Raw genomic sequence first — 22396 nt, forward strand, 5'->3', positions numbered from 1 at the left:
AGTGAATTATTTGTTTTTTACTTTTTCTCTTAAATCAAAGCCTATGTCAGCAATCCCTATAATTCGCACAATCACACCGATTGGCGGAAAGAAAACCGTTAACACGACAGCGAAAATGGGTACCGCTTTTGAGATGTTTTTTTCGTGGCAATAATAGAAGAGAAAAGAAAATCCCTGAATAAGCACCAGTATAAATAAAATTTGAAACGCACTCGTTTGAACGAGCCATAAAAAGCTGCCTTTTTCCGTCTGAATCAGCATCAAAAGCAATGTGAGTAAATAATACCATACCATGCTTTTTGGCAGCCGCATATCCTTAAATTTCTTCAAGGACGGCATGTCTGAAACAAACCGTTTGAGCAAAGGCCGCACGAACCAGTGATTCACAAAAGCCATCAGCGTCACCAAAATCAATAACGCTACAGGTAAAGCACTTAATGCCGTATCCTGCATCTCTTTAAACTGTTTGAGCTGTTTAGCTATGTCCTTTTCAGAAGCCCCGGATTGCTTTAAAACACTCTCTACCATCGGCATCATTTGCTCAATCGACTCTTTCGCAATATTCATAATATCGATTTGAAAGAGCTGGACACTGACAACAAAGGAGATGAGAATACTGAATAAATAAAGCAGCGCACCTGTAATGATGGCATTCCCAGGCTGCCTTCTGCTGTAGAAAACACCCATGCCCAATCCGACGGCAATTAAGATAGGTGCACTCATGAGTCCAGCCATAGACCCAATTAAAAAGCTGATCACTATGCCAATAGCGCCAGCAGCAATTCCTTTTTTCAAGCCGTGTCTGATTGTATAGAGGATGATCGGAATCGGAGCAGCTAGAAAGAAAATAATAGATAAAAGCGGCACATACAAATAAAACAGCATCATGACCGCAAAAATACTCATCATGATTGCGCCCTCTACTAACGCTTTTGTTTGTTTCACACCTTCACCTCTATCCAATCCTTTTGTCTATATCTTGCTCAATGTGTACTTCTATGTATACGTATGATGTCAGCTCCATCATGTCTTGCCCCAACCTTTATTTTACCATAGCGGTAAATCTCAAGTAAAATGCAGGCTGTCCTGGGAGCGTTTCACGTGGAACACCGATAGGGAACCGAACATGCAAGTTTTCAAACAGCATGTTACAATTTTTTAGATTATTCTTAGCTATAAACCCTGAATTCAAGGTCAAAAGCTGTTAGAATAGAAACATCATCAATAAATGTAAGAAGGAGAATTCACATGGGAAAAACACTCGTATTCGGACACAAAAATCCTGACACAGACACGATTTGTTCTGCTATTGCTTACGCTGATCTGAAAAACAAAATCGGCGTTCAGGCAGAAGCCGTCAGACTTGGAGAAATCAATGGAGAAACACAATACGCATTAGATTTCTTTAAACAAGAAGCACCTCGTTTCATTGAAACGGCTGCAAATGAAACAAAGCAAGTCATTCTTGTCGATCATAACGAATTCCAGCAAAGTGTAAGCGATATTGATCAAGTACAAGTAACTGAGGTCATTGACCACCACCGTATTGCCAACTTTGAAACAAGTGAACCTCTTTACTATCGTGCAGAGCCTGTAGGCTGTACAGCAACGATCTTAAACAAAATGTATAAAGAAAACCAAGTGACGATTGAAAAAGAAATCGCTGGTTTGCTTTTATCTGCGATCATTTCTGATTCCTTATTATTCAAATCCCCAACATGCACACAGCAAGATATTGATGCTGCACATGAGCTTGCAAAAATCGCAGGGGTAGATCCAGAAGTTTACGGCCTAGATATGCTCAAAGCAGGCGCTGATCTAAGCCAAAAAACGGTTCAAGAATTAATTACACTTGATGCAAAAGAATTCGCACTAGGCAAAAGCAAAGTCGAAATTGCACAAGTCAATACAGTAGATATTGCTGAAGTGACAGCAAGACAGGCTGACATTGAAGCGAAAATCAATGAAGTCATTGCAGCAAAAGGTCTTGATCTATTTGTTTTAGTCATCACAGACATTTTAGAAAATGACTCCCTTGCTCTTGCACTCGGTGCTGAAGCAGCAAAAGTAGAAAAAGCATTTAACGTCACGCTTAAAAACAACACAGCTTTACTAAAAGGTGTTGTATCAAGAAAGAAACAAGTCGTACCAGCGCTGACAGACGCACTTTCTTAATCAACACGACAAGACTGCTGAATCATTCAGCAGTCTTTTTTGTCTATATTCTTTTTAATGAATATACATATCACTAACGAGAACATCCTTTAGCACACTTGTTGGAATCGTGAATTCAACAACACCCATGTAGCCAGGTGCCACATCATATTCATTAAAGGAAATCACAAGCTTTCCTTTTGAATTGATATAGAAGTTTTGATCCGGCTTAATTTTCTTAAATGGTTCCGCCATATCTTGCTTGCCAATCCAATACATTTTGTTTGAATCCTCTTTCATCTGTTTCTTCATTTGTTCTTTAATATTTTCACTAATTACATCAATATAACGGTCATCTTTAAACAGGCTTGGTAGTGTAATGAGGACATGGTTTTTCTTATCAACCGTATCATATGTCATTTCCTCTGCCGCAGAAGCCTGAGTCGTCACCTTGTATCGGCCTAGTGAAAGGATTTGATCATTGTTCGTTCTCACTTCATAACCGCTCTCAACACTTAAATGACCATTTTTATACCCCTTTGTTTCCTTTTCAAAATCTTGATACAGCTTTTTGTTTTCAGCTAAATATTTTTGATTCAGGCTGTCTTGTAATGTTCCGTCCCCAAGTCCTGAAACGTGTGGTGTTTTAAGATCAATATTCGTTCCTTGATCGCTCTTTTTAAATTCTGTAAACGTTACGACTTTCACCAGCTCGCCAATGACAGGCACCTCTGAAATCGCTCTTGCTGCCTGTGGACTGACATTAACCGTTGTGACAAAAAGAGCTGCCGCCGCAACAAGTCCTATTGTCCATTGCTGAAAATGAGGTTTTTTATTTTTTCTTTTTAACGTTCGTTCAACCATCGCATCATATTCCGGTGGAATAGGGATTTCTAAATATTCATCTTTTAAATGTTCCAAATACTTATCCATTTATATTTCCTCCTGTGATAATTCTACTTTTAAAAGCCGCAGCGCCTTATATAATCTTGTTTTAATGGTGTTTTCATTTTCATCGAGAATCTGGGCGATGTCCTCTAGTTTTAAATCTTCAAAGAATCTCAAAATAATGATGACCCGATACATCTCAGGCAAATCCTCTATAGCCCGTTTGACGTCTTGATCCTCGTATACATCTGATTCGCCCTGAGATAAGAATTCAAGCGTATCATCATCTGTCACCTGCACCCGTTTCTTCTTTCGTAAAAAGTCTAGGGCAGCGTTCACCACGATTTTATAAAACCAGCTATGCATTTTGCTCGCATCCTCTAATCGGTGAACAGATTTGAGTGCTTTATGAATGGCCTCCTGAACAACATCCATAGCATCTTCTGGGTTTTTGACATAACTATAGGACAACCGATAAAAACTGTGTTTATGTTCCATGACGTAATCCGCAAATTGATCGTCTATTTTTCGTTTCTTCATTTTACAAAGAGCTCCTTTATCTTAAATGCGCATCTGTTATTTCTTACATTGGATAGACGCGCACCTTTTGAAAATAGTTTGCGCTTGGTTATTTTTTTAACATGTCATCGCATTACGTTCCTATACAAAAAGAGCGAACCTGATGGGTTCACTCTTTCCAAGCGGATAGTGTTTGATGAACAAACTGTTTTAGTGAAGAAAGCGGATGAATGATAGGAACGCCTGTCTCCTGCTCCATCTGCTGTGCCGCATGAACCATCGAAAGCTGCATCACACAAATGTCTTTCCCTTTTTGCTTCATACATCTTCTCAGCTGCTCCTTGATTTGTTCATCATAGGCTTGCATATCACCGTTTAGACAGAGATGAAAGGCATCCTCCATCACAACCAATTCCACTTCAACCTGTTTGCCCCGCTCTGTGGCATATGATTCAAGCCGCTGCATCGTCCCTTCCACTGTATCTGGGTTGGAAAACACCAGTTGAAGAGGCCCTTGTTTCTCACAAATCATCTCAAATAACGGTTCATCGATCGGAACAATCGGTTGTTTGAAATGGTGCTGCTGATCACCTAGAGCAGCAATGTATTGTGTACACGTGAGCAGAATGAGATCGGCTTCACTTTCTTGCTTTAATCTGTTGATAGCATACGTTTGCTGCTTGTATTGATCAAATGCAGGATCTTGAGTGGCGCGTTCTATAAATGATGAATCGACTGTGTGATGCAAATCAACATCTGTATCACCAAAAACATCTTCTATATATGACTGATTGGATGGATGGGCGTGAAGGCAGTGTAATCGAATCATCTGGTTTGCTCCTCGTGAAAGTTTTCAATCATTATATCAATCCTTGTATGAAATAGGGAGCAACATGACCATATTGTTAGGGAGATATTGAAGGAGGGATTCGAATTGAAAGAAGATCAACAGCCTAAATCATCTTCAGAGTCAGAAGAAACGTTAACGAATCGGCAAGGTCATCCCGTAACAGACAATCAAAATATGAGAACTGTTGGGAATAGAGGACCCACTACGCTTGAAAACTACGATTTCCTAGAGAAAATCAGTCATTTTGATCGTGAACGCATCCCTGAACGTGTCGTTCATGCACGCGGTGCTGGAGCTCACGGTTATTTTGAAGCCTACGGCACATTTGGTGATGAACCCATCTCCACCTATACGAGAGCGAAATTATTTCAGGAAAAAGGGAAAAAGACGCCTGTTTTCGTTCGTTTTTCTTCTGTGATTCACGGCGGTCATTCGCCAGAAACATTACGTGATCCGAGAGGTTTTGCGATTAAATTTTATACAGAGGAAGGCAACTGGGATCTCGTGGGGAACAACCTGAAGATTTTCTTTATCCGAGATGCTTTAAAGTTCCCTGATTTGGTTCATGCCTTTAAGCCAGATCCTGTCACCAATCGTCAGGACGGCGAGCGTATTTTTGATTTTGTCTCACAATCACCTGAAGCGACGCATATGGTGACATTTCTCTTTTCACCGTGGGGCATCCCCGCAACATACAGGCACATGCAAGGCTCAGGTGTCCATGCGTACAAATGGGTAAACCATGAAGGAAAAGCCGTGCTGGTTAAATATCATTTTGAACCGAAACAAGGCATTCGCAACCTGACCCAAGAACAGGCGCAAGCGATCCAAGGAGAAAATTTCAATCATGCCACACAGGATTTATATGAAGCCATCGAGCAAGGTGATCATCCTGAATGGGAGGTATATGCACAGATCATGGAAGATGATGCCCACCCTCACCTCGATTTTGACCCGCTAGACCCGACAAAGCTTTGGTACAAGGATGACTACCCATGGAAACCAATCGGACGGATGGTATTAAACAAAAATCCAGAAAACTATTTCGCAGAAGTCGAGCAGGTTGCCTTTGGGACTGGTGTACTCGTAGACGGTTTGGATTTCTCAGATGATAAATTGCTTCAAGGCCGTACCTTCTCCTACTCTGACACGCAGCGATATCGTGTAGGGCCAAACTATTTACAGCTGCCGATCAATGCACCGAAAAAGCATGTCGCCACCAATCAGAGAGACGGGCAAATGGAATACCATGTCGATCAAGGCAAAGGGCAAAATCCCCATGTGAATTATGAACCGTCGATCCTCGGGGGATTAAAAGAAGCCAAACAGGATGGAAAGGATCATACGCCTTTTGTAGAGGGTGAAGTCAAACGAGAAGCCATTGACCGCCCAAACAACTTTGGACAAGCAGGAGAAACGTATCGCCGTTTTAATGATTGGGAGCGTGAGGAACTGATTAAGAACTTAGTCAATACCCTTGCCACATGTCAAAAGGACATTCAAGACCAAATGATCGAAAACTTTACAAAAGCAGACCCTGATTACGGAAAGCGTGTCGCTGACGGCTTAAAAGCCTTTAAACAAGAGCAGCCAAGCGGACCTATCGGCTCTACAGGCGCTGCCGAAGCCGTGGACGATGCCATCAACAACAGCACACCATCAGATCCTTATTAATGAAAAAAAGAATGCAGCGGCGAGGCTGCATTCTTTTTATTTACATCTATTAAGCGTTTTGACCTTTTTTGATCCATTCTGCTACATTGACTGTACGTTTTGCCTGATGTTTCACAGCTGCTTCTGCATCCTCTTGGATTTTTCCATTTTGGTCAACAGTGACACTTACGCCATAAGGGTTGCCCCCTGCACCGTATAAGGAATCATCTGTGTATCCAGGAGCGGCAATAATGGCTCCCCAGTGGAACATCGTCGTATATAGGCTGAGAACCGTCTGCTCCTGTCCGCCATTTGCGTTTTGAGCTGAAGTCATCGCGCTCACTGCTTTGTTTGCCAATTTACCTTGGAACCACAAGCCGCCTGTCGTATCTAAGAACTGCTTCATTTGAGCTGGCAGGTTACCGAAACGTGTCGGCATGCTAAAGATGATGGCATCTGCCCACTCTAAATCACTTAATTGAACCTCTGGCACATCCTTTGTTTCGTCTAAATGTGCTTTCCATGCTGGATTTGAAGCGACAACTGCTTCTGGTGCCAATTCAGCAACCTTTAATACTTTGACCTCTGCGCCAGCTTCTTTTGCTCCAGCTTCAGCCCATTTCGCCATCTGATAGTTTGTACCTGTTGAACTATAATAAATAATCGCTAATTTTACGTTTTCCATTTGTTCCAGCTCCTTTTGTTTGTTTTGCCCAAAAAGCTTCTGTAAAAATCCCACCTGTATTCCCCACCTTATTTAAAATTGACGACGATACCATAAAGCCGCAGCATCGACTTCTTCTCTCGTTAGCTGATGTCCGCGATTTTCCCAATGAAGTGTAACCGATGCACCTGCACCCTGCAGCAATTGCTCCAGCTCCTGTGATTCCTCTGGACGGCACATTGGGTCATTTTCACCTGCTGCTATAAAGACTTGTTTCCCTGCTAATGAAGGCAATGAAACTCCGCGTCTTGGAACCATTGGATGATGCAGGATGGCGCCTTTTAGGGCATCCCCATAATGGAATAACAAGCTTCCAGCAATGTTTGCCCCATTGGAATATCCGATAGCTACCACATTGTGACGATCAAATCCATATTCATCAGCTGCTTCACCGATAAATGTATATAGTTCCTCAGTACGCTCAATCAAATCCTGTTCATCAAATACACCCTCTGCCAAACGTCTGAAAAAACGCGGCATGCCGTTTTCTAATACATTCCCTCTCACACTAAGAACAGATGCATCAGGATCTACGATCTCTGCAAGTGGCAATAAATCTTCTTCTGTCCCGCCAGTTCCGTGCAGTAATAACAGGACAGGTCTTTGTTCATTCTTTCCTTTTCGAAAAAGATGCTTCATCATGAATCTCCTTTCCCTTTAACTTCTCTCACTTCAATTGGAAACACAATTTGTTCAATCTGGCTGCGCTGCGCCTCATATTGCGGTGGCAGTTTCAATGCTTCACCCATTGTTTCCACTGATTCATCGTGTGCAAACCCTGGAGGATCAGTAGCGATCTCAAATAATATGCCGCCAAGCTCTCTAAAATAAATAGCATTAAAATAATTTCGATCTTGCACAGGTGTCACTTGATACCCGCTTTGTGCAATATATCTTTGCCAATCTAATTGATCCTGATCATCTGTTGCTCTCCATGCAATATGGTGCACAACTCCAACACCCATACGTCCTCGTGGAACAGGTGTGATGTTCACATCAATGACATTGCCTATTTCACCAAACGAACGGAATCTCACATAGTCTCCTTCTGCTCCGACTCGTTCAAGTCCCATCGTTTGCTCTAGCAGCTGCATCGTTTGCTCCGGCTGCGAAGTTAATAAAACAGCTCCGCCAAATCCTTTAATGGCTACATCTGGTGTGACACCATTAAAGGTCCACTCGTTTTGTTTTCCTTCCGCACGCTCTACCAGCTCAATCAATAAGCCGTGCGGATCTTCAAATGAGAGAAAAGCTTCACCAAAACGTTCAACCGTTTCATAAGAGACATTAAACTGCTCAAGACGATCCTTCCAGAAAGAGAAAGCGCCTGTCGGTACAACATATGTCGTCACGCCCACTTGCCCTGCACCAATTTTACCTTTTTGTGCCCCCGGCCAAGGGAAAAACGTAATAATTGTCCCTGGAGAGCCGCCTTCATTTCCAAAATATAAATGGTATGTGCCCGGATCATCAAAATTCACGGTCTTCTTCACGAGACGAAGTCCTAAAACACCTGCATAAAAATCAACGTTCTCCTGAGGATGACCTACAATAGCTGTAATATGGTGAATTCCTTCTGTTTTTTTCACTTCTCATGCCCTCCTAATTTAAGTAAGAAACCCCTATTCATTATGTCTTTACTGACGTCTTTATATTATCTCGAATTCGAGATATTAGATCAAAAAAATATATTTATCTCGAATTAAGGATATGATGTTTTTAAATAAATGTCAATGTTTTTTGTTTTTCTTTTAAAAAAGCAGAGCTGCTTTGCATGAAACAGCTCTGCTTTCCCTTGATTATTGCAGCAATTTTTTCTTTTTTAAATAGGCCTTCGCTACCTGAAATGCATCCTTCTCCTTCACATTGACTTCATAATTCATTTCTCTCATCTCATCGTCTGTGATTTGACCCGCAAGCTTATTGAGAGAGGTCTCAATCTCAGGGAATTCAGTTAATGTCTCCTGCCTGAGCAGCGGTGCTCCTTGATATGGCGGGAAAACATGCTGATCATCATCAAGCACCTTTAATTTGTATTGTCTCAATTCACTGTCTGTCGAATACGCATCGACCAAATTGATATCTCCTTTTTGAATCGCTCGATAACGAAGCTTCGGCTCCATCGTCACAACATCGTCAAAGGAAAATTGATAAGCTTTTTGAATGCCTCGATACCCATCCTGACGATCAGAAAACTCTAAGGTAAATCCAGCTTTTATACGGTTTTTGACCTTACCTAGATCTGAAATGTTGGACACCTCATATTGATCAGCCAGTGACTGCGGCACGGCTAAAGCATACGTATTGTTGTATGCCATGGGCTCAAGAAGACGGAGCTGAAAGGACGATTCCAATCCACGCCGCGCTTGCTCATACACTTTTCTTTTATCTGTGCTTTTTGCTGTTTCTTTGAGGAATTCAGAAATCGCTGTACCCGTAAACTCGGGATAAATGTCAATATCACCAGAGCGTAATGCCTGGAAAACAAAGGACGTCTTACCAAGACCGGGCTTCAGGTTCACTTGAATATCTGTATCCTGTTCAATTAAAAGCTTATACATCGAGATCAAAATCTCAGGCTCTGATCCTAACTTTCCGCCAATAGTGATTTCTTTCTTTTCTTGCTGAAACAGCGAGGGGGCAGCGACAACTGCTCCTGCAATGAGAGCAAAAACAGTCACAGCGATCACAGTCTTTTTAAAGGAAATTTTCTCAAAGGTTCGCAGCACCACATCAAATAAAAGTGCGAGTAAGGCTGCTGGTATCGCACCAATGACAATGAGCGACATATCATTTCGATCAATTCCCAGCAGAATTAAGCTTCCTAATCCCCCAGCTCCGATCAGTGCTGCCAGAGTGGCGGTCCCCACAATGAGAACCATTCCGGTTCGGATACCCGCCATAATGACTGGCATGGCAAGTGGAAGCTCTACCTTTAATAACCGTTTGCGATGATTCATCCCCATAGCAAGCGCTGCTTCTCTCAGGGAAGGATCGACCTCCTGAATGCCTGTATATGTATTTCTTAAAATAGGGAGTAAGGCATAGACCACAAGCGCAATAATCGCAGGCACTTGCCCAATCCCCACGAGAGGAATCAGCAAGCCAAGCAGTGCAAGTGACGGAATTGTTTGCAAGACAGCCGTCACCCCAATGACCCATTCCGCTAGCTTTGGAACCCTCGTTAAATAGATACCTAATGGAATGGCAATCAAAATCGCTAAAAATAAAGCAATAAAAGAAATTTGAATATGCTCTAGTAAAGCGTGCCCCAATTGTTCTTTGCGTTCCCATAACACACGGGTCCAATCATTCATGTGACTCGCCCCTCTCTTTAGAAGAATCAGCTAAAAACTGAATCACTGCTTGACGATTCACTAGTCCAATCCGCTCTCCATTCTTTTCAACTGCCAATTCCTCGTGCTTTGCCAATAGAGACAAGGCTTCATCCAGTGTGGCATCTGCTGAGACCGCCTCATAGAGGAAAAGAGCTTCGTGAGCCATCGGTTGGGCCAATGTTTCCAGCTCAAAAGCTTGATGTCCCACATGGCGGGCAGCCCCTGAAACAAACTCCTTTACAAAGGCATTGGCTGGATGTTGAACCAATTCCTCAGGACGTCCGATCTGCACTACTTTTCCTTCATTCATCACACAAATCCGATCACCAAGCTTCATAGCTTCCTGCATATCATGCGTCACAAATACAATGGTTTTTTGTATGCGGCGCTGCAAATCAAGCAGATCATCCTGCAATTTCTCCCTCGTTAGTGGATCTAACGCACTAAAAGGTTCATCCATCAGGACAATCTCAGGATCAGCTGCAAGTGCACGTGCCACACCGACACGCTGCTGCTGTCCACCAGATAACTCTGATGGCTTTCGATGCCGATACATAGCAGGATCAAGCCCGACCATCAACATGAGTTCATGGACACGCTGATTGGTCTCATTCCGGCTCCATTGTTTAAGCTCTGGCACCACAGCAATATTTTCTTCTATGGTCATATGAGGAAAAAGCGCAATTTGCTGCAGAACATAACCGATATCCCAGCGCAGCTCATACATATCAAAATCACTTATTTTTTGACCCTTTATGTAAATCTCACCTTCTGTAGAAGAAATGAGACGATTGATCATTTTCAATGTCGTCGTTTTCCCGCTGCCACTAGGTCCAATCAATACAAAAAACTCACCTTGCTGAATCTCCAAATCAACAGATTGAACGGCATAGCGCTCATCAGAAAATTGCATCGATACCTTATTAAATTCAATCATCTTCCCACGCCCTGACTGCAATTATTTTCTAGACTACCAATATGACAGATCAACCTCATATTTGTATAGAATAAACTGTCACTTTTACATACTTCCCCTAGGTTGACTGTCAAAAACAACTCTAGCAAAAATAGATGGGATTCACAGTGAGGAAAATAAAAAAAGCGAAGAGCTCGGGGCTCTCCGCTTTTTAAGTCAACGACTTACTCACCAGTAACGTATGGAAGTAATGCCATTTGACGTGATCTTTTGATCGCTAAAGTCAATTTACGTTGATACTTAGCGCTAGTTCCTGTTACACGACGAGGTAAAATTTTACCACGCTCAGAAACAAACTTTCTAAGAAGATCAACATCTTTGTAATCGATGTGCGTGATACCGTTAGAAGTAAAGAAACATACTTTACGACGTTTCGCACGACCGCCTCTGCGTCCACCTGCCATTTGTTTTCACACCTTTCCTTTAGTCATTTTTTCAGATCAATTAGAATGGCAAATCATCATCGGAGATGTCAATCGGTTTACCATCGTTCGCAAATGGGTCATCATTAAAGCTATTTCCCTGATTACGATTTTGGTTGTTTTGATTGCCATATGGATTTTGACTTGGTTCATTTCCAAATGGATTCTGATCGTTTTGGCTACCGCCATAATACTGGCCTCCGCTATTGCCACCGCCGCTGTATCCACCTGAACCAGCACCGCCGCTCTTAGGCTCAAGAAATTGAACACTTTCAGCTTGAACCTCTGTCACGAAGACACGCTGTCCTTGCTGATTTTCATAGTTTCTTGTCTGCAAACGACCGTCTACACCGGCAAGACTTCCTTTTTTCAAGAAATTAGCCACGTTCTCGGCTTGTCTTCTCCAAGTAACACAGTTAATGAAATCGGCTTCACGCTCTCCAGATTGATTCGTAAACGTACGATTCACAGCTAGAGTAAACGTGGCTACAGCCGCACCATTAGGCGTGTAGCGAAGCTCAGGGTCTTTTGTTAGTCTTCCGACCAATACAACACGGTTTAGCATATTGAAAGACCACCTTTAAATATATATTTCAATGATTTATACTTCTTCTTTAACAACAATGTGTCGAATGATATCGTCACTGATCTTAGCTAAGCGGTCAAATTCTTGAACTGCTGCAGCGTCAGATTGAACGTTTACGATTTGGTAGAAACCGTCACGGAAATCATTGATTTCGTATGCAAGACGACGTTTACCCCAATCCTTTGTTCCAGTGATCTCCGCACCGTTAGAAGTTAACACGTTATTGAAACGCTCGATAACTGCTTTTTTAGCCTCATCGTCAACTGTTGGGCGGATGATGTACATAACTTCGTACTTTCTCATCTGATTGCACCTCCTTTTGGTCTAAGCGGCCCTAAACGGGCAAGGAGCAATAAATTATATTACTCACAATTGTATATTATAACAAATCACTTGGCCTATGACAAGAACCTATACATTAAAACGGAAATGAATGACGTCTCCATCTTTCACTACATATTCTTTGCCTTCTAGACGAACTTTTCCTGCTTCTTTAGCAGCAGACATGCTTCCGCCAGCTAGTAAATCCTCATACGCAACCGTTTCAGCACGAATAAATCCACGCTCAAAGTCTGTGTGGATGATTCCAGCACATTCTGGCGCTTTCATTCCTTTTTTAAATGTCCAAGCACGTACCTCTTGCTCACCTGCTGTGAAATACGTAGCTAATCCTAGAAGTGAATAAGATGCTCTAATTAGCTGATCAAGCCCTGACTCATTAATACCAAGCTCTTCAAGGAACATTTGCTTCTCTTCTCCTTCAAGCTCTGCAATTTCAGACTCGATCTTTGCACAAACGACGATGACTTCAGCGTTTTCACCAGAAGCAAACTCACGGATTTGCTGCACATATTCGTTGCCCTCATGATCCGCTACTTCATCCTCACTCACATTTGCTACATAAAGAACTGGTTTAGATGTGAGTAAATGAAGCTGTTTCACAAGCTTTTGCTGTTCATCTGTAAATTCTACAGACCTTGCCGATTTCCCAGCTTCAAATGCGTTCATTAGCTTCGACAAAATCTCAAATTCAGCTACTGCTTCCTTGTCCTTTTGTTTTGCAAGCTTACTCACACGAGCTAAACGCTTTTCAACTGTTTCTAAATCAGCAAAAATCAATTCTAGATTAATCGTTTCAATATCTGCTACAGGATCAACCTTACCAGCTACGTGTGTAATGTTATCGTCTGCAAAAGCTCTGACCACGTGACAAATCGCATCTACTTGACGAATATGAGAAAGGAATTTATTCCCTAAACCTTCACCTTTAGATGCACCTTTGACAATACCCGCAATATCAGTGAATTCGAAAGCAGTGGGAACTGTCTTTTTCGGCTGCACCAATTCTGTTAGCTTTTGTAAACGCTCGTCAGGAACTTCTACAATTCCGACGTTTGGATCAATGGTACAAAACGGATAGTTAGCAGACTCCGCTCCAGCCTGTGTAATTGCATTAAATAGCGTTGACTTCCCGACGTTAGGTAAGCCAACAATACCAGCTGTTAAAGCCATTCTTTCATCTCCTCTATATCAAACGTGCTCGTTATACTGCGTAATATGAACCTAGAGCAATTATAAGTAGGTTTACATGAAAAGACAAGCTAACCATCATGCACTTTCAATAGAAGAAACATCGTCAAAAAGAATAAATCAATGCTTCAAAACGAGAAATTGCATCTGGCTTTGCTGTAGAAAAGACAAATTTAATGAAAAAAGCATGAGGCCTACTTAAGCAGTTGGCTCCTCATGCTTGACGAGAATTTTCTTCATTTTTCGTTCAAAATCTCTTCTTGGGATCATCACGCTGTGTCCGCAGCCTTCACATTTAATACGGATATCCATGCCCAAACGAATGACCTTCCACCGATTGGCACCACATGGATGGGGCTTTTTCATTTCTACAACATCATGTAACCCAAACGCTTTGTCTGCCATCAGCCTTCACCTCTCTTGCTCACTTCATTGAATCTATTGTACAAAAAAACGGCGATGGAGGGCAATGCACAAAACAAAGAGTCTCTTTCAATCGTTCATCCTATTCTTTTTTAGAGAAAAAACCCTTCTTTTAGATCATTTTATTTGTGACCAATAGTTACTTAAACTCCGTTTTTTTTCAATATTGTCACAAACACTGTAGGTCAAAAGGTTTTTATTGGTAGAACGCGGTGGTTTTTCCATATTTTTTGATTTATGATATCTGCATAAATGTTATGTGAGGGAGCAGGTACGATGGTCAATCGAAAGGATAGATTAACTGATAAAGAATATAAAATCATATCCGATCATGCTGGAAATATCGACAATTACCAGCAGCACCATACAATAGAAATAGGTCAGCAAACACTCACTGTCCACGATTTTCTAAAGATCGACCAAAAATTATATGGTTTAACAATGCAGCCGGAACAAACAGATGAATTCATCGTCGCTTTTCACTGCCCGCTGCCACATCAAATGACGGTGTCATCTAAGCAAGATGTACACAACGCAGCACAGTCATTGCTCAAAACTGACTATGCCTATCCAATTGAAAGAAAGTCCCTTGATGGCAATCAAGACCATGTCTTTTTTAAAGGGAAGGAATACATAGAGAAAGTCTGTCAGAAGCATCCGAATGCAGGTATCCATCTCACTGGACAAGCACTTGCCGGTGCTGTTTGTGCTTATATTGCAACAGAACAGCCAGCTGTCAAAAAAGCCGTCACCTTTGACAGCCCAAATATATGGAGCAGCCTGTCGCCTTCGATTCAGCAAAAGGCGCAGCAAGGTCAATATAAACGCATGTTGACTGAATATATTCAGCCTAGTCATTACGTCGGTTTACTCAATCGTCATGATCAAGGAGTTGGACAAATCAAGTACACCGTACCGCCACGGCAGCAAGACTCAGTCCAAGAATCCGTAAAATACAAAAAAAGAGAAATTGACACCTTTTTAAAATCAGCTTTTGCATCTATGAATATAGAATGGAACGAATCTTTTGATACAAATGCTTTTTTAGCTCTCGTTTCAGGAGAATTCAAAGCAAATGGATATTCATTCCATCCAAATGGATCTGCCCGTATTTTAGATGAACAGCTTGATCATAATACAAGTTTTACAGCCATGCTGCTGCAAGAGATTCATTCTGGACGTGCATATGCACAAAACGGACTTGAAATTATCATAAAATCCCATTTACTGAAAAATTCATCCTATGATCTGCAAAGTATTATTGAACATGAAGTGCACACTGTATTTGAAAAAATCGATGGAATTGATGAAAGCGTAAAAGACGCCGTCCATCATGTAAAACAAGAACTCAAAGGACTCGTCGGCTTTGGCCACTATGATTTATTAAGTCATAGTGATGTGGAAGCACTGGTAGAGGAAGTCAGAATGGAACAGTCGCATTCCTCCTTTTATTCACACGAAAAACAGTTGAATGCCTTGTACACCCTGAGGGATTACGAACAAGAGCTTTCTGCCCTTTCAAGACATATGTACACAATGGGTGATGACTACGCCAAGGCAGATAGACGCCTTGCAATGCAAATGGGTATTCATTAAGAAAGGAGTCATCGCATGATCAATCAAAATAAGCCTCCTAGTGACGCCCAGCGTTTCTTGCAAAATGTGAGTGCCCGCCGTTCCATGTCTGTATTCGAAAATCAATCGGCACCACACACACAAACACAGTCTCCTGAAGAAATCGCCGCCATTCAGGCCATGCGCAGAGAAGGACAGCGAAAGGATCTAAAACGGCTGCTCAAAATGCGGCTGCACGACGAATTAGCAAATACTCGCGTGCACTTGGAATATCAATTGTCTAAAACAGAAGATATGATAAACCAGACGACCATTGTCAAACAACACATTTCCCAGCATTTAAAGGGACAGGCCATTTCAGAATTAGAGGATCGCCTCCAGCGTCTCAAGCAAATGCCTGTCTATGATGATATCAAAGAAGCTATTGATTCAATTCAGATCAAATAAGCACAGCTCTAAAAAAGAGAGGTGCTTATTTTATTTTATCAATATAATTTTTTAGGACGAGAAAATATCTTTTTACTTAAAATCGGATACAGCATTAAACAGACGAGCAAATAAAGATTCAACAAACTATAAATTGGATACAAGAACGCAATCAAATCAGCAAATCCAAGAGATGTCAAAGGGGCCATCAAAAGAAGCATCACCAATACAACCAGCCAGCGGGGCATTCGTACAAAAGAAAGCATTCGGCTGGATAATCCAAATAAACCTGCTGCCGTCGTCGTATAAATTGCTAGACAAAGGACAATGGTCATAAACACAAACAAAGACGTCGGCGCCCCTTCTAATACTGTAAACAAAGGAATTCCCTCTGCTGAAAGGCTTCTAGAAATATCAACCAGTATTTCGTTATACACATACGAGATCACACCAAAGATGAGACCGCTTAATATACTCGCCACTTTGGCTTCCCCCAGCCCCTTCATTTCTTTCCCAACCGAAGACAGCACTGCCACAACAGATAATATATTCAAAGAAGCAAAAACAATGCTGGCAGGCCAATTGTACTGCTGCCCAAAATCAATACGCCACATATGATCATGATTCATATAATAAAAAACAAACGCATAGATGAGCCCCGCCACCAAAATTGGTATAATGAAAGCATTCACAGATAAAAGCCCTTTCACATCCCAGAAAAAAATCATAAATGAAAACAAACAGAACGCGCCGATGCCAACCCAAAAAGGCACATGATACATCTCAAGAGTCACCCCGCCGCCAGCAATCATGACCGTCGTTGTCGTGAATAAATAAAGGACAATTAACACGTCATACACCTTAGCCAGCCATGGACCGACAAGCCGTTCCAGCACTGGCACAAAGTGATCGGCACGCACCTCATAACTGATTTTTAACACCACATAAGTAGACAGCATAAACATCAATGTAAACAGTAGAATGGCTAGTCCGCTATCAATGCCAAAAAACTGCCAAATTTCCTGGCCGGAAGCATATCCCGCTCCTATTAAGCTTCCTAAAATTAAAAGCGTCCACCTTGAACCAGCCTTCCACACAATCATCACCTCATAGGTATAGAATTAAGCTTGTTTCCGTATACTGTTACTAACTACTATGACAAGGAAGTGAGACCTATGAATAGCAAGAACGGTCTTTTTTTTAGAAATAGGGTGAAAGAATATGTGTCCCATACGGATACAAACGCCATTCAACAGCTTAAAAGTATTTTATTCTCGCATCTTCAGAAAGCAGGAAAAAGACCCGTTGCCATCGTTTGTATTGGAACAGACCGCTCAACTGGCGACTCTCTAGGTCCACTTGTTGGTTCAAAGCTTTCAGGTCTGGATTTGAAAAAGCTTCATGTATATGGAACACTCTCTGACCCAGTGCATGCGGTCAATTTAAAAGAAAAACTCGCTGAAATTGAACAAGCTCATAAACACCCGTTTATTGTAGCGGTTGATGCCTGTTTAGGAAGAGTAAAAAGTGTCGGTTCTTTCCAAATTGGAGATGGACCGTTAAAGCCTGGAGCTGGTGTGCAAAAAGAGCTTCCAGAGGTAGGAGATATTCATATTAATGGGATCGTCAATGTGAGTGGTTTCATGGAATACTTCGTCCTCCAAAACACACGTCTTCATCTTGTCATGTCTATGGCCAATACACTTTCTGAAAGTCTATCTCACATTGACCAAATGGATTGGACGAGAGAAAAAAGCCGGTCTCTCTTCACCCCTATTCAAAATATCACTGGAAGAATATAAAAAAGACCATCTCATATCAAGATGGTCACTCTGATGATTCCCTCGTAGAAAGCAATTCAAGGATTCTTTCTAAATCTTCATTCGAGAGGAATTCAATCTCAATTTTCCCTTTTTTCTTCTGTTTCTTGATCGTCACTGAAGTACCAAAGTAGTTTTGTAAGAAAGACTCTCTTTCTTTCAACACTCGATCCTTTGGTGCTTCTTTTTTCTTTGTTTCACGTGGAACATTTTCGTTTAACTGCTGAACAAGTTTCTCAACCTGTCGTACGTTTAACCCCTCATCCACGATTTTCTTTACCAAAGGCGCCAGCTTCTTTTTGTTCTTTAAGCTAAGCAATGTCCGGCCATGTCCCATTGATAACGTTCCATTTGCAATCAGCTTTTGGATCTCATCCGGTAAAGTCAACAGACGGAGATGGTTCGCAATATGCGGTCTGCTTTTCCCTAATCGCTTCGCTAATTCCTCTTGCGTCACACTTAGATGATCCAGCAAGGAAGCATACGCTTCCGCTTCCTCTAGTGGAGAGAGATCCTCACGCTGCAGGTTTTCTAAAAGGGCAATTTCTCTCATCAGTGTTTCTGAAAACTCTCGAACGATCGCAGGAATAGTTGTCAGACCAGCTTGTTGTGCTGCGCGAAAACGACGTTCTCCTGCTACTATGTCATATCCTTTAATCGATTTACGAACAATGATCGGCTGTAAAACACCGTGCTGCTGAATGGATTCTTTCAGATCAGACAATGCATCATCATCAAACGTTTTCCTTGGCTGATAAGGATTCGGGCGCAAATCCTTTAATTTAATTTCTTCAACCGTTTCTTCATTTGAGTCTACGTTGTTAAATAGTGCATTAATACCCTTTCCAAGACCTTTAGCCATTCGCATCCACTTCCTTTGCTAAGTCTAAATAGACATCTGCACCTCTTGAACGTGGATCATACAAGATAATCGGCTTTCCATGACTTGGCGCTTCACTCAGCCTCACATTTCTCGGAATGACGGTTTGATAGACTTTATCTCTAAAGTACTTCTTCACTTCTTCGATAACCTGAATCCCAAGATTTGTTCGGGCATCAAGCATTGTCAGCAAGACACCTTCAATGGCAAGATCGGTATTTAGATGTTTCTGCACGAGACGAACTGTGTTTAACAATTGGCTCAATCCTTCAAGCGCATAATATTCGCACTGAACTGGTATTAAAACGGAATCGGATGCAGTTAACGCATTAATCGTCAGCAGTCCAAGTGATGGCGGGCAGTCAATAATCATATAATCATAATTCTGCTTAACAGATTCAAGTGCTCTCTTCAGCCTCACTTCACGTGAGATTGTAGGCACAAGCTCTATTTCAGCCCCTGCAAGCTGTATCGTCGCAGGAATGACATCAAGATTTTCGACCTCTGTCGTCTTAATCACATCAAGAACATCTGCATCATCAACTAAAATATCGTACACACACTTCTCTACGTCGGCCTTCTCAATCCCAATACCACTCGTGGCATTGCCCTGCGGATCAATATCAACTAACAACACTCGTTTGCCTATGTATGCTAAACACGCACCCAAATTAACAGAAGTTGTCGTCTTCCCGACGCCGCCCTTCTGGTTGGTAATCGCTATGATTTTCCCCACGATGTCACCCACTTTCAACTTAACAAGTTTCTCATTCATTCATACTTCCTATTCTATCAAAAAAAGTATGAAACGTTTGCTTTTTTTGTTTCCCTATTATAAATTCGTCGGTGAATGTGCCTTTTCGTACATAAAAGAACGAATGAAAACACATCTAAAAAGTATATTGATATATCTTTTTTAAGAAATAGACATACATCAAAACCCTCACTTCTATCAAAAGTGAGGGTCACATATTAAAAGTATAATTCACCTATTTTACGGCCTTCACTGACAATGACCTTAGGAGTTACTGTTTTATAGCTTTTCTTTTTTAAAAATCCATAGGGTGTCTTAATGGTAAAAGTCGCATGTCCCAAAGCGTCCCCTGTTTTGCCATAGGCCTGCCACACGATCTTTGAACAATAAGTCGGGTCCAATGATTGAATTGACATGGTGATGGAGTAGCGAGCCTTCGGATGATCTTTCACATAATCGTGTGCCCATTCCCCTGCTAAATCTGCCTTCTCCTCTTGATTAATCCGAATTACCTTTGTATTGGCACTATAGCGAAACCAGTTATGAATGGAATCAAGTTGAGGATGCTTTCGAAACCCTGGAATAGAAGCATAGCTTTTCTCATTAATGACGATACCTGCATGTCCAACCAAACCCTTCACAGCATCAGTGGTTGTCACCAAGATATCTCCTTTTTTAGGGATAATATCGGTACCAGGATACGGCTTTCCTAAAAGTTGCTTGAGGGTGTGCGGCTTTTCATCCGTCACCAGCTCATCATGCTTATTTTGTCGTAAACCATAGTTCTTCAAATCATCGTCAGCTGTAATCAAGTCGATCGAATCGTCGGAAGACGCATACTCTTGATTAAATTGCTGTACAGTCACATCTTTAGAAACAACACCTTGCTTCTTCAGAACGTTCAATTCTTCGTTGGTCATCAGGCCTTCATCCGCATGAGCCGTTGGCGATTTCACAGCGTATATTGTCGCTTCATTTGGAAAAACAGAAAAAGAAATTAGTAAATAGCAAATAATGGTGAAAATAGTCCTCTTCATTTTCATCAGTAGTTGTCACCTCCTTTATACTATGAAAATCATATTTTACCAATTTATAAATATTATGTAAATATGGTGTGTGCAGGAAATAAGACAAACAAAAAAAGCTGACGAGTGGCGCTCATCAGCTTTTTTCTATTTAGGAATTCGAATCGTTAATTGGATATATTCCTCAAACTCTTCTTCCTCGGTATTTATTTTAAGTCCGCTGTCTTCTACCATGTGGAGAGACTGACGAATGGTATTCATCGCAATTCGTGTATCACGACTAAACGCCTTACGTTTTGGCTTCGGTTTGCGATCCGTTTTTTGTTCAAGCATCTTCACTACACGCTCTTCAGTCTGTTTCACATTCAACTGCTTTTCGATGATTTCCTGCAATAGCGCGATTTGTAATTCTGGAAGCTTTAGGGGCACAAGTGAACGTGCATGCCTTTCAGAGATTTTTTTCTCTAAAATGGCTTGTTGTACCTCTTCAGGCAACTTTAAAAGTCTTAATTTGTTAGCAACAGTTGATTGTCCCTTGCCTAAACGCTGAGCAAGCGCCTCTTGTGTTAAATCATGAAGCTCTAAAAGACGTGCATAAGCATGAGCCTCTTCAATAGAAGACAGCTCTTCTCTTTGCAAATTTTCAATCAATGCCACAGATGCCGTTTCCGTATCAGTAAAATCTTTTATAATAGCGGGGATTTTCTCCCATTGAAGAGTCTGTACCGCTCTCCAACGTCTTTCGCCGGCGATCAGTTCATATTTTCCTTCTTCTTCTGTTGGTCTAACAACAATCGGTTGGATAATGCCATGGGTATGAATCGTCGTGGCCAGCTCTTGTATCTTTTCTTCTGAAAAAATGGTGCGTGGCTGAAAACGGTTTGGCATAATTGTGTCGACCGGGAGCTCCTGTATCTCTTCCTTTAATGTATCATGCTCAGCAATCTCTGCCTCTATTTCGGTTTCACGCTCAGGATGTTCTTTGTCTCCAAGCCCGAAGAAGCGTGAGAGTGAATGCTTCATGAACCTACACCACCTTTAAAAACTACCTTTTTATAATTCTATTTTCTCATGTTTTTTCCTTCTGTAAAATCATAAATATTGAAGAAAAACCGACCTTTTACATGATCAACCTTCTATTGGTGATTTATTAGGTGTTCCTGGTTTTCTAGGATATTTTTTTGGTGTTTGCTTTTTCTTTTCAATGACAATGATGTTCCGTTCGCTTTCTTCTAAAGGAAGAACAAAGGAATGCTTTTCAACAACCTCTCCTCCGAGGACTGTGACAGCTTTTTTCCCTGCTTGCATTTCTTCATCAGCGGCAGATGCTTTTAAGGCAACAAACAATCCTTCCTTTTTCACTAGAGGCAGACATAGTTCGCTCAAGACGGATAAACGTGCAACTGCTCTAGCAGTGACAAGATCATAGCTTTCTCGCTTTTCCTTACGTTGTCCAAACGTTTCCGCACGATCATGATAAAAAGTAGTATCTTGTAAGTTTAATCCTTTTGCTAACTCATTGAGAAACGTAATTCGTTTCTGAAGAGAATCAACAATGGTCACATGTAGATGAGGGAAACAAATTTTAAGAGGAATGCTTGGAAAACCAGCACCAGCTCCAATATCACAAATCGTCGTCACTTTGTGAAAATCAATAAAAAATGCTGCTGATATTGAATCATAAAAATGCTTTAAATACACTTCTTCCTTTTCAGTAATGGACGTTAAATTCATTCTCTCGTTCCATTCTACAAGCATGCGGAAGTAGGTTTCAAATTGTTCAAGCTGCACAGGAGAAAGAGTGATCCCTTTCTCCTCTAGTGCTGCTGTAAATTGTTCAATGTTCATGCCGA

25 protein-coding genes are annotated in these 22396 nt (G+C 41.4%); 5 read left to right on the forward strand and 20 right to left on the reverse strand.

Annotated elements, in window-relative coordinates:
• Positions 1-6 precede the first annotated feature (6 nt).
• A complete protein-coding gene (locus NST65_RS18810; protein WP_034283621.1) occupies positions 7-945 on the reverse strand; it encodes a YybS family protein in 939 nt (312 codons plus the stop codon).
• A gap of 303 nt (positions 946-1248) precedes the next feature.
• Between NST65_RS18810 and NST65_RS18815 the strand changes: the two genes are divergently transcribed.
• On the forward strand, positions 1249-2175 hold the full coding sequence (locus tag NST65_RS18815) for a manganese-dependent inorganic pyrophosphatase (protein WP_034283622.1): 927 nt from the start codon (positions 1249-1251) through the stop codon (positions 2173-2175).
• Between the two features lie 54 nt (positions 2176-2229).
• Here the strand turns inward: NST65_RS18815 and NST65_RS18820 are convergent, their stop codons facing one another.
• The 3 genes from NST65_RS18820 to NST65_RS18830 form a co-directional block, all read right to left on the reverse strand.
• A complete protein-coding gene (locus NST65_RS18820) occupies positions 2230-3087 on the reverse strand; it encodes a DUF3298 and DUF4163 domain-containing protein (RefSeq protein WP_034283623.1) in 858 nt (285 codons plus the stop codon).
• Positions 3088-3582 (reverse strand): RNA polymerase sigma factor, encoded by a 495-nt coding sequence (locus NST65_RS18825; protein ID WP_034283625.1) that lies wholly within the window; start codon positions 3580-3582, stop codon positions 3088-3090.
• Positions 3583-3730: 148 nt separating this feature from the next.
• Positions 3731-4390: an aspartate/glutamate racemase family protein gene (locus NST65_RS18830; RefSeq protein ID WP_034283626.1), complete on the reverse strand. Its 660-nt coding sequence runs from the start codon at positions 4388-4390 to the stop codon at positions 3731-3733.
• Between the two features lie 105 nt (positions 4391-4495).
• Here NST65_RS18830 and katX point away from each other — a divergent pair, with 105 nt between their 5' ends.
• Positions 4496-6085 (forward strand): catalase KatX, encoded by a 1590-nt coding sequence (gene katX / locus NST65_RS18835; RefSeq protein WP_034283627.1) that lies wholly within the window; start codon positions 4496-4498, stop codon positions 6083-6085.
• A 49-nt stretch (positions 6086-6134) separates the two neighbouring features.
• On the opposite strand, the gene wrbA is transcribed toward katX, so the two are convergent.
• The 10 genes from wrbA to NST65_RS18885 form a co-directional block, all read right to left on the reverse strand.
• Positions 6135-6749 carry an NAD(P)H:quinone oxidoreductase gene (wrbA, locus tag NST65_RS18840; protein WP_034283654.1) on the reverse strand — a complete coding sequence of 205 codons (615 nt, stop codon included), beginning with the start codon at positions 6747-6749 and terminating at the stop codon, positions 6135-6137.
• Between the two features lie 72 nt (positions 6750-6821).
• Entirely contained in the window at positions 6822-7430 is a 609-nt protein-coding gene (locus NST65_RS18845; protein ID WP_034283629.1) for an alpha/beta hydrolase, read from the reverse strand.
• Positions 7427-8377 (reverse strand): ring-cleaving dioxygenase, encoded by a 951-nt coding sequence (locus NST65_RS18850; protein ID WP_111927498.1) that lies wholly within the window; start codon positions 8375-8377, stop codon positions 7427-7429. Before NST65_RS18850 ends, NST65_RS18845 begins: the two co-directional genes overlap by 4 nt.
• Positions 8378-8587: 210 nt before the next feature.
• Positions 8588-10105 carry an osmoprotectant update ABC transporter permease/substrate-binding subunit OpuFB gene (gene opuFB, locus NST65_RS18855; RefSeq protein ID WP_111927499.1) on the reverse strand — a complete coding sequence of 506 codons (1518 nt, stop codon included), beginning with the start codon at positions 10103-10105 and terminating at the stop codon, positions 8588-8590.
• A complete protein-coding gene (locus tag NST65_RS18860; protein ID WP_111927500.1) occupies positions 10098-11063 on the reverse strand; it encodes an ABC transporter ATP-binding protein in 966 nt (321 codons plus the stop codon). The genes opuFB and NST65_RS18860 overlap by 8 nt, the downstream gene beginning before the upstream one ends.
• Positions 11064-11266: 203 nt before the next feature.
• Complete coding sequence (rpsR, locus tag NST65_RS18865) at positions 11267-11506, reverse strand: 30S ribosomal protein S18 (RefSeq protein ID WP_008359105.1); 240 nt, start codon at positions 11504-11506, stop codon at positions 11267-11269.
• A gap of 40 nt (positions 11507-11546) precedes the next feature.
• On the reverse strand, positions 11547-12089 hold the full coding sequence (gene ssbA, locus NST65_RS18870) for a single-stranded DNA-binding protein SsbA (RefSeq protein ID WP_007497456.1): 543 nt from the start codon (positions 12087-12089) through the stop codon (positions 11547-11549).
• A gap of 36 nt (positions 12090-12125) precedes the next feature.
• Positions 12126-12413 (reverse strand): 30S ribosomal protein S6, encoded by a 288-nt coding sequence (gene rpsF, locus NST65_RS18875; protein ID WP_024424058.1) that lies wholly within the window; start codon positions 12411-12413, stop codon positions 12126-12128.
• A gap of 108 nt (positions 12414-12521) precedes the next feature.
• Complete coding sequence (gene ychF, locus NST65_RS18880) at positions 12522-13622, reverse strand: redox-regulated ATPase YchF (protein ID WP_111927501.1); 1101 nt, start codon at positions 13620-13622, stop codon at positions 12522-12524.
• A 216-nt stretch (positions 13623-13838) separates the two neighbouring features.
• Entirely contained in the window at positions 13839-14045 is a 207-nt protein-coding gene (locus NST65_RS18885; RefSeq protein WP_008347561.1) for a DUF951 domain-containing protein, read from the reverse strand.
• Between the two features lie 294 nt (positions 14046-14339).
• On the opposite strand from NST65_RS18885, the gene NST65_RS18890 reads away from it, so the two are divergent.
• On the forward strand, positions 14340-15659 hold the full coding sequence (locus NST65_RS18890) for a hypothetical protein (RefSeq protein WP_046312551.1): 1320 nt from the start codon (positions 14340-14342) through the stop codon (positions 15657-15659).
• 15 nt (positions 15660-15674) lie between these two features.
• Positions 15675-16085: a hypothetical protein gene (locus NST65_RS18895; RefSeq protein WP_034283636.1), complete on the forward strand. Its 411-nt coding sequence runs from the start codon at positions 15675-15677 to the stop codon at positions 16083-16085.
• Positions 16086-16123: 38 nt separating this feature from the next.
• Here the strand turns inward: NST65_RS18895 and NST65_RS18900 are convergent, their stop codons facing one another.
• Positions 16124-17164 carry a hypothetical protein gene (locus NST65_RS18900; protein WP_342489382.1) on the reverse strand — a complete coding sequence of 347 codons (1041 nt, stop codon included), beginning with the start codon at positions 17162-17164 and terminating at the stop codon, positions 16124-16126.
• A 75-nt stretch (positions 17165-17239) separates the two neighbouring features.
• Between NST65_RS18900 and yyaC the strand changes: the two genes are divergently transcribed.
• Positions 17240-17866, forward strand: coding sequence for a spore protease YyaC (gene yyaC, locus NST65_RS18905; RefSeq protein WP_034283638.1), 627 nt, complete (start codon positions 17240-17242; stop codon positions 17864-17866).
• A gap of 25 nt (positions 17867-17891) precedes the next feature.
• Here yyaC and NST65_RS18910 read toward each other — a convergent pair whose 3' ends face one another.
• The 5 genes from NST65_RS18910 to rsmG all read right to left on the reverse strand — a co-directional run bounded on the left by NST65_RS18910 (position 17892) and on the right by rsmG (position 22391).
• Positions 17892-18746 (reverse strand): ParB/RepB/Spo0J family partition protein, encoded by an 855-nt coding sequence (locus NST65_RS18910; RefSeq protein WP_065215036.1) that lies wholly within the window; start codon positions 18744-18746, stop codon positions 17892-17894.
• Positions 18739-19500, reverse strand: a complete 762-nt coding sequence (gene soj / locus NST65_RS18915) for a sporulation initiation inhibitor protein Soj (protein WP_008360890.1) — start codon at positions 19498-19500, stop codon at positions 18739-18741. Before soj ends, NST65_RS18910 begins: the two co-directional genes overlap by 8 nt.
• A gap of 236 nt (positions 19501-19736) precedes the next feature.
• Positions 19737-20561 (reverse strand): orthopoxovirus pf05708 family protein, encoded by an 825-nt coding sequence (locus tag NST65_RS18920; RefSeq protein ID WP_111927503.1) that lies wholly within the window; start codon positions 20559-20561, stop codon positions 19737-19739.
• Positions 20562-20690: 129 nt separating this feature from the next.
• Complete coding sequence (noc, locus tag NST65_RS18925) at positions 20691-21566, reverse strand: nucleoid occlusion protein (RefSeq protein WP_024424067.1); 876 nt, start codon at positions 21564-21566, stop codon at positions 20691-20693.
• A 105-nt stretch (positions 21567-21671) separates the two neighbouring features.
• Positions 21672-22391 (reverse strand): 16S rRNA (guanine(527)-N(7))-methyltransferase RsmG, encoded by a 720-nt coding sequence (rsmG, locus tag NST65_RS18930; protein WP_111927504.1) that lies wholly within the window; start codon positions 22389-22391, stop codon positions 21672-21674.
• Positions 22392-22396 lie beyond the last annotated feature (5 nt).

This window comes from Bacillus sp. FSL P4-0248 (assembly GCF_038593305.1).
Classification (GTDB): domain Bacteria; phylum Bacillota; class Bacilli; order Bacillales; family Bacillaceae; genus Bacillus; species Bacillus safensis.

Coding starts and splice junctions, on each gene's coding strand:
- NST65_RS18890 (WP_046312551.1), top strand. CDS start 14,340: ATGGTCAATCGAAAGGATAGATTAACTGATAAAGAATATAAAATCATA.
- rsmG (WP_111927504.1), bottom strand. CDS start 22,391: ATGAACATTGAACAATTTACAGCAGCACTAGAGGAGAAAGGGATCACT.
- NST65_RS18910 (WP_065215036.1), bottom strand. CDS start 18,746: ATGGCTAAAGGTCTTGGAAAGGGTATTAATGCACTATTTAACAACGTA.
- NST65_RS18895 (WP_034283636.1), top strand. CDS start 15,675: ATGATCAATCAAAATAAGCCTCCTAGTGACGCCCAGCGTTTCTTGCAA.
- rpsR (WP_008359105.1), bottom strand. CDS start 11,506: ATGGCAGGTGGACGCAGAGGCGGTCGTGCGAAACGTCGTAAAGTATGT.
- NST65_RS18815 (WP_034283622.1), top strand. CDS start 1,249: ATGGGAAAAACACTCGTATTCGGACACAAAAATCCTGACACAGACACG.
- NST65_RS18860 (WP_111927500.1), bottom strand. CDS start 11,063: ATGATTGAATTTAATAAGGTATCGATGCAATTTTCTGATGAGCGCTAT.
- noc (WP_024424067.1), bottom strand. CDS start 21,566: ATGAAGCATTCACTCTCACGCTTCTTCGGGCTTGGAGACAAAGAACAT.
- rpsF (WP_024424058.1), bottom strand. CDS start 12,413: ATGAGAAAGTACGAAGTTATGTACATCATCCGCCCAACAGTTGACGAT.
- NST65_RS18885 (WP_008347561.1), bottom strand. CDS start 14,045: ATGGCAGACAAAGCGTTTGGGTTACATGATGTTGTAGAAATGAAAAAG.
- ssbA (WP_007497456.1), bottom strand. CDS start 12,089: ATGCTAAACCGTGTTGTATTGGTCGGAAGACTAACAAAAGACCCTGAG.
- NST65_RS18820 (WP_034283623.1), bottom strand. CDS start 3,087: ATGGATAAGTATTTGGAACATTTAAAAGATGAATATTTAGAAATCCCT.
- wrbA (WP_034283654.1), bottom strand. CDS start 6,749: ATGGAAAACGTAAAATTAGCGATTATTTATTATAGTTCAACAGGTACA.
- opuFB (WP_111927499.1), bottom strand. CDS start 10,105: ATGAATGATTGGACCCGTGTGTTATGGGAACGCAAAGAACAATTGGGG.
- NST65_RS18830 (WP_034283626.1), bottom strand. CDS start 4,390: ATGATTCGATTACACTGCCTTCACGCCCATCCATCCAATCAGTCATAT.
- yyaC (WP_034283638.1), top strand. CDS start 17,240: ATGAATAGCAAGAACGGTCTTTTTTTTAGAAATAGGGTGAAAGAATAT.
- ychF (WP_111927501.1), bottom strand. CDS start 13,622: ATGGCTTTAACAGCTGGTATTGTTGGCTTACCTAACGTCGGGAAGTCA.
- NST65_RS18845 (WP_034283629.1), bottom strand. CDS start 7,430: ATGATGAAGCATCTTTTTCGAAAAGGAAAGAATGAACAAAGACCTGTC.
- NST65_RS18920 (WP_111927503.1), bottom strand. CDS start 20,561: ATGAAAATGAAGAGGACTATTTTCACCATTATTTGCTATTTACTAATT.
- NST65_RS18825 (WP_034283625.1), bottom strand. CDS start 3,582: ATGAAGAAACGAAAAATAGACGATCAATTTGCGGATTACGTCATGGAA.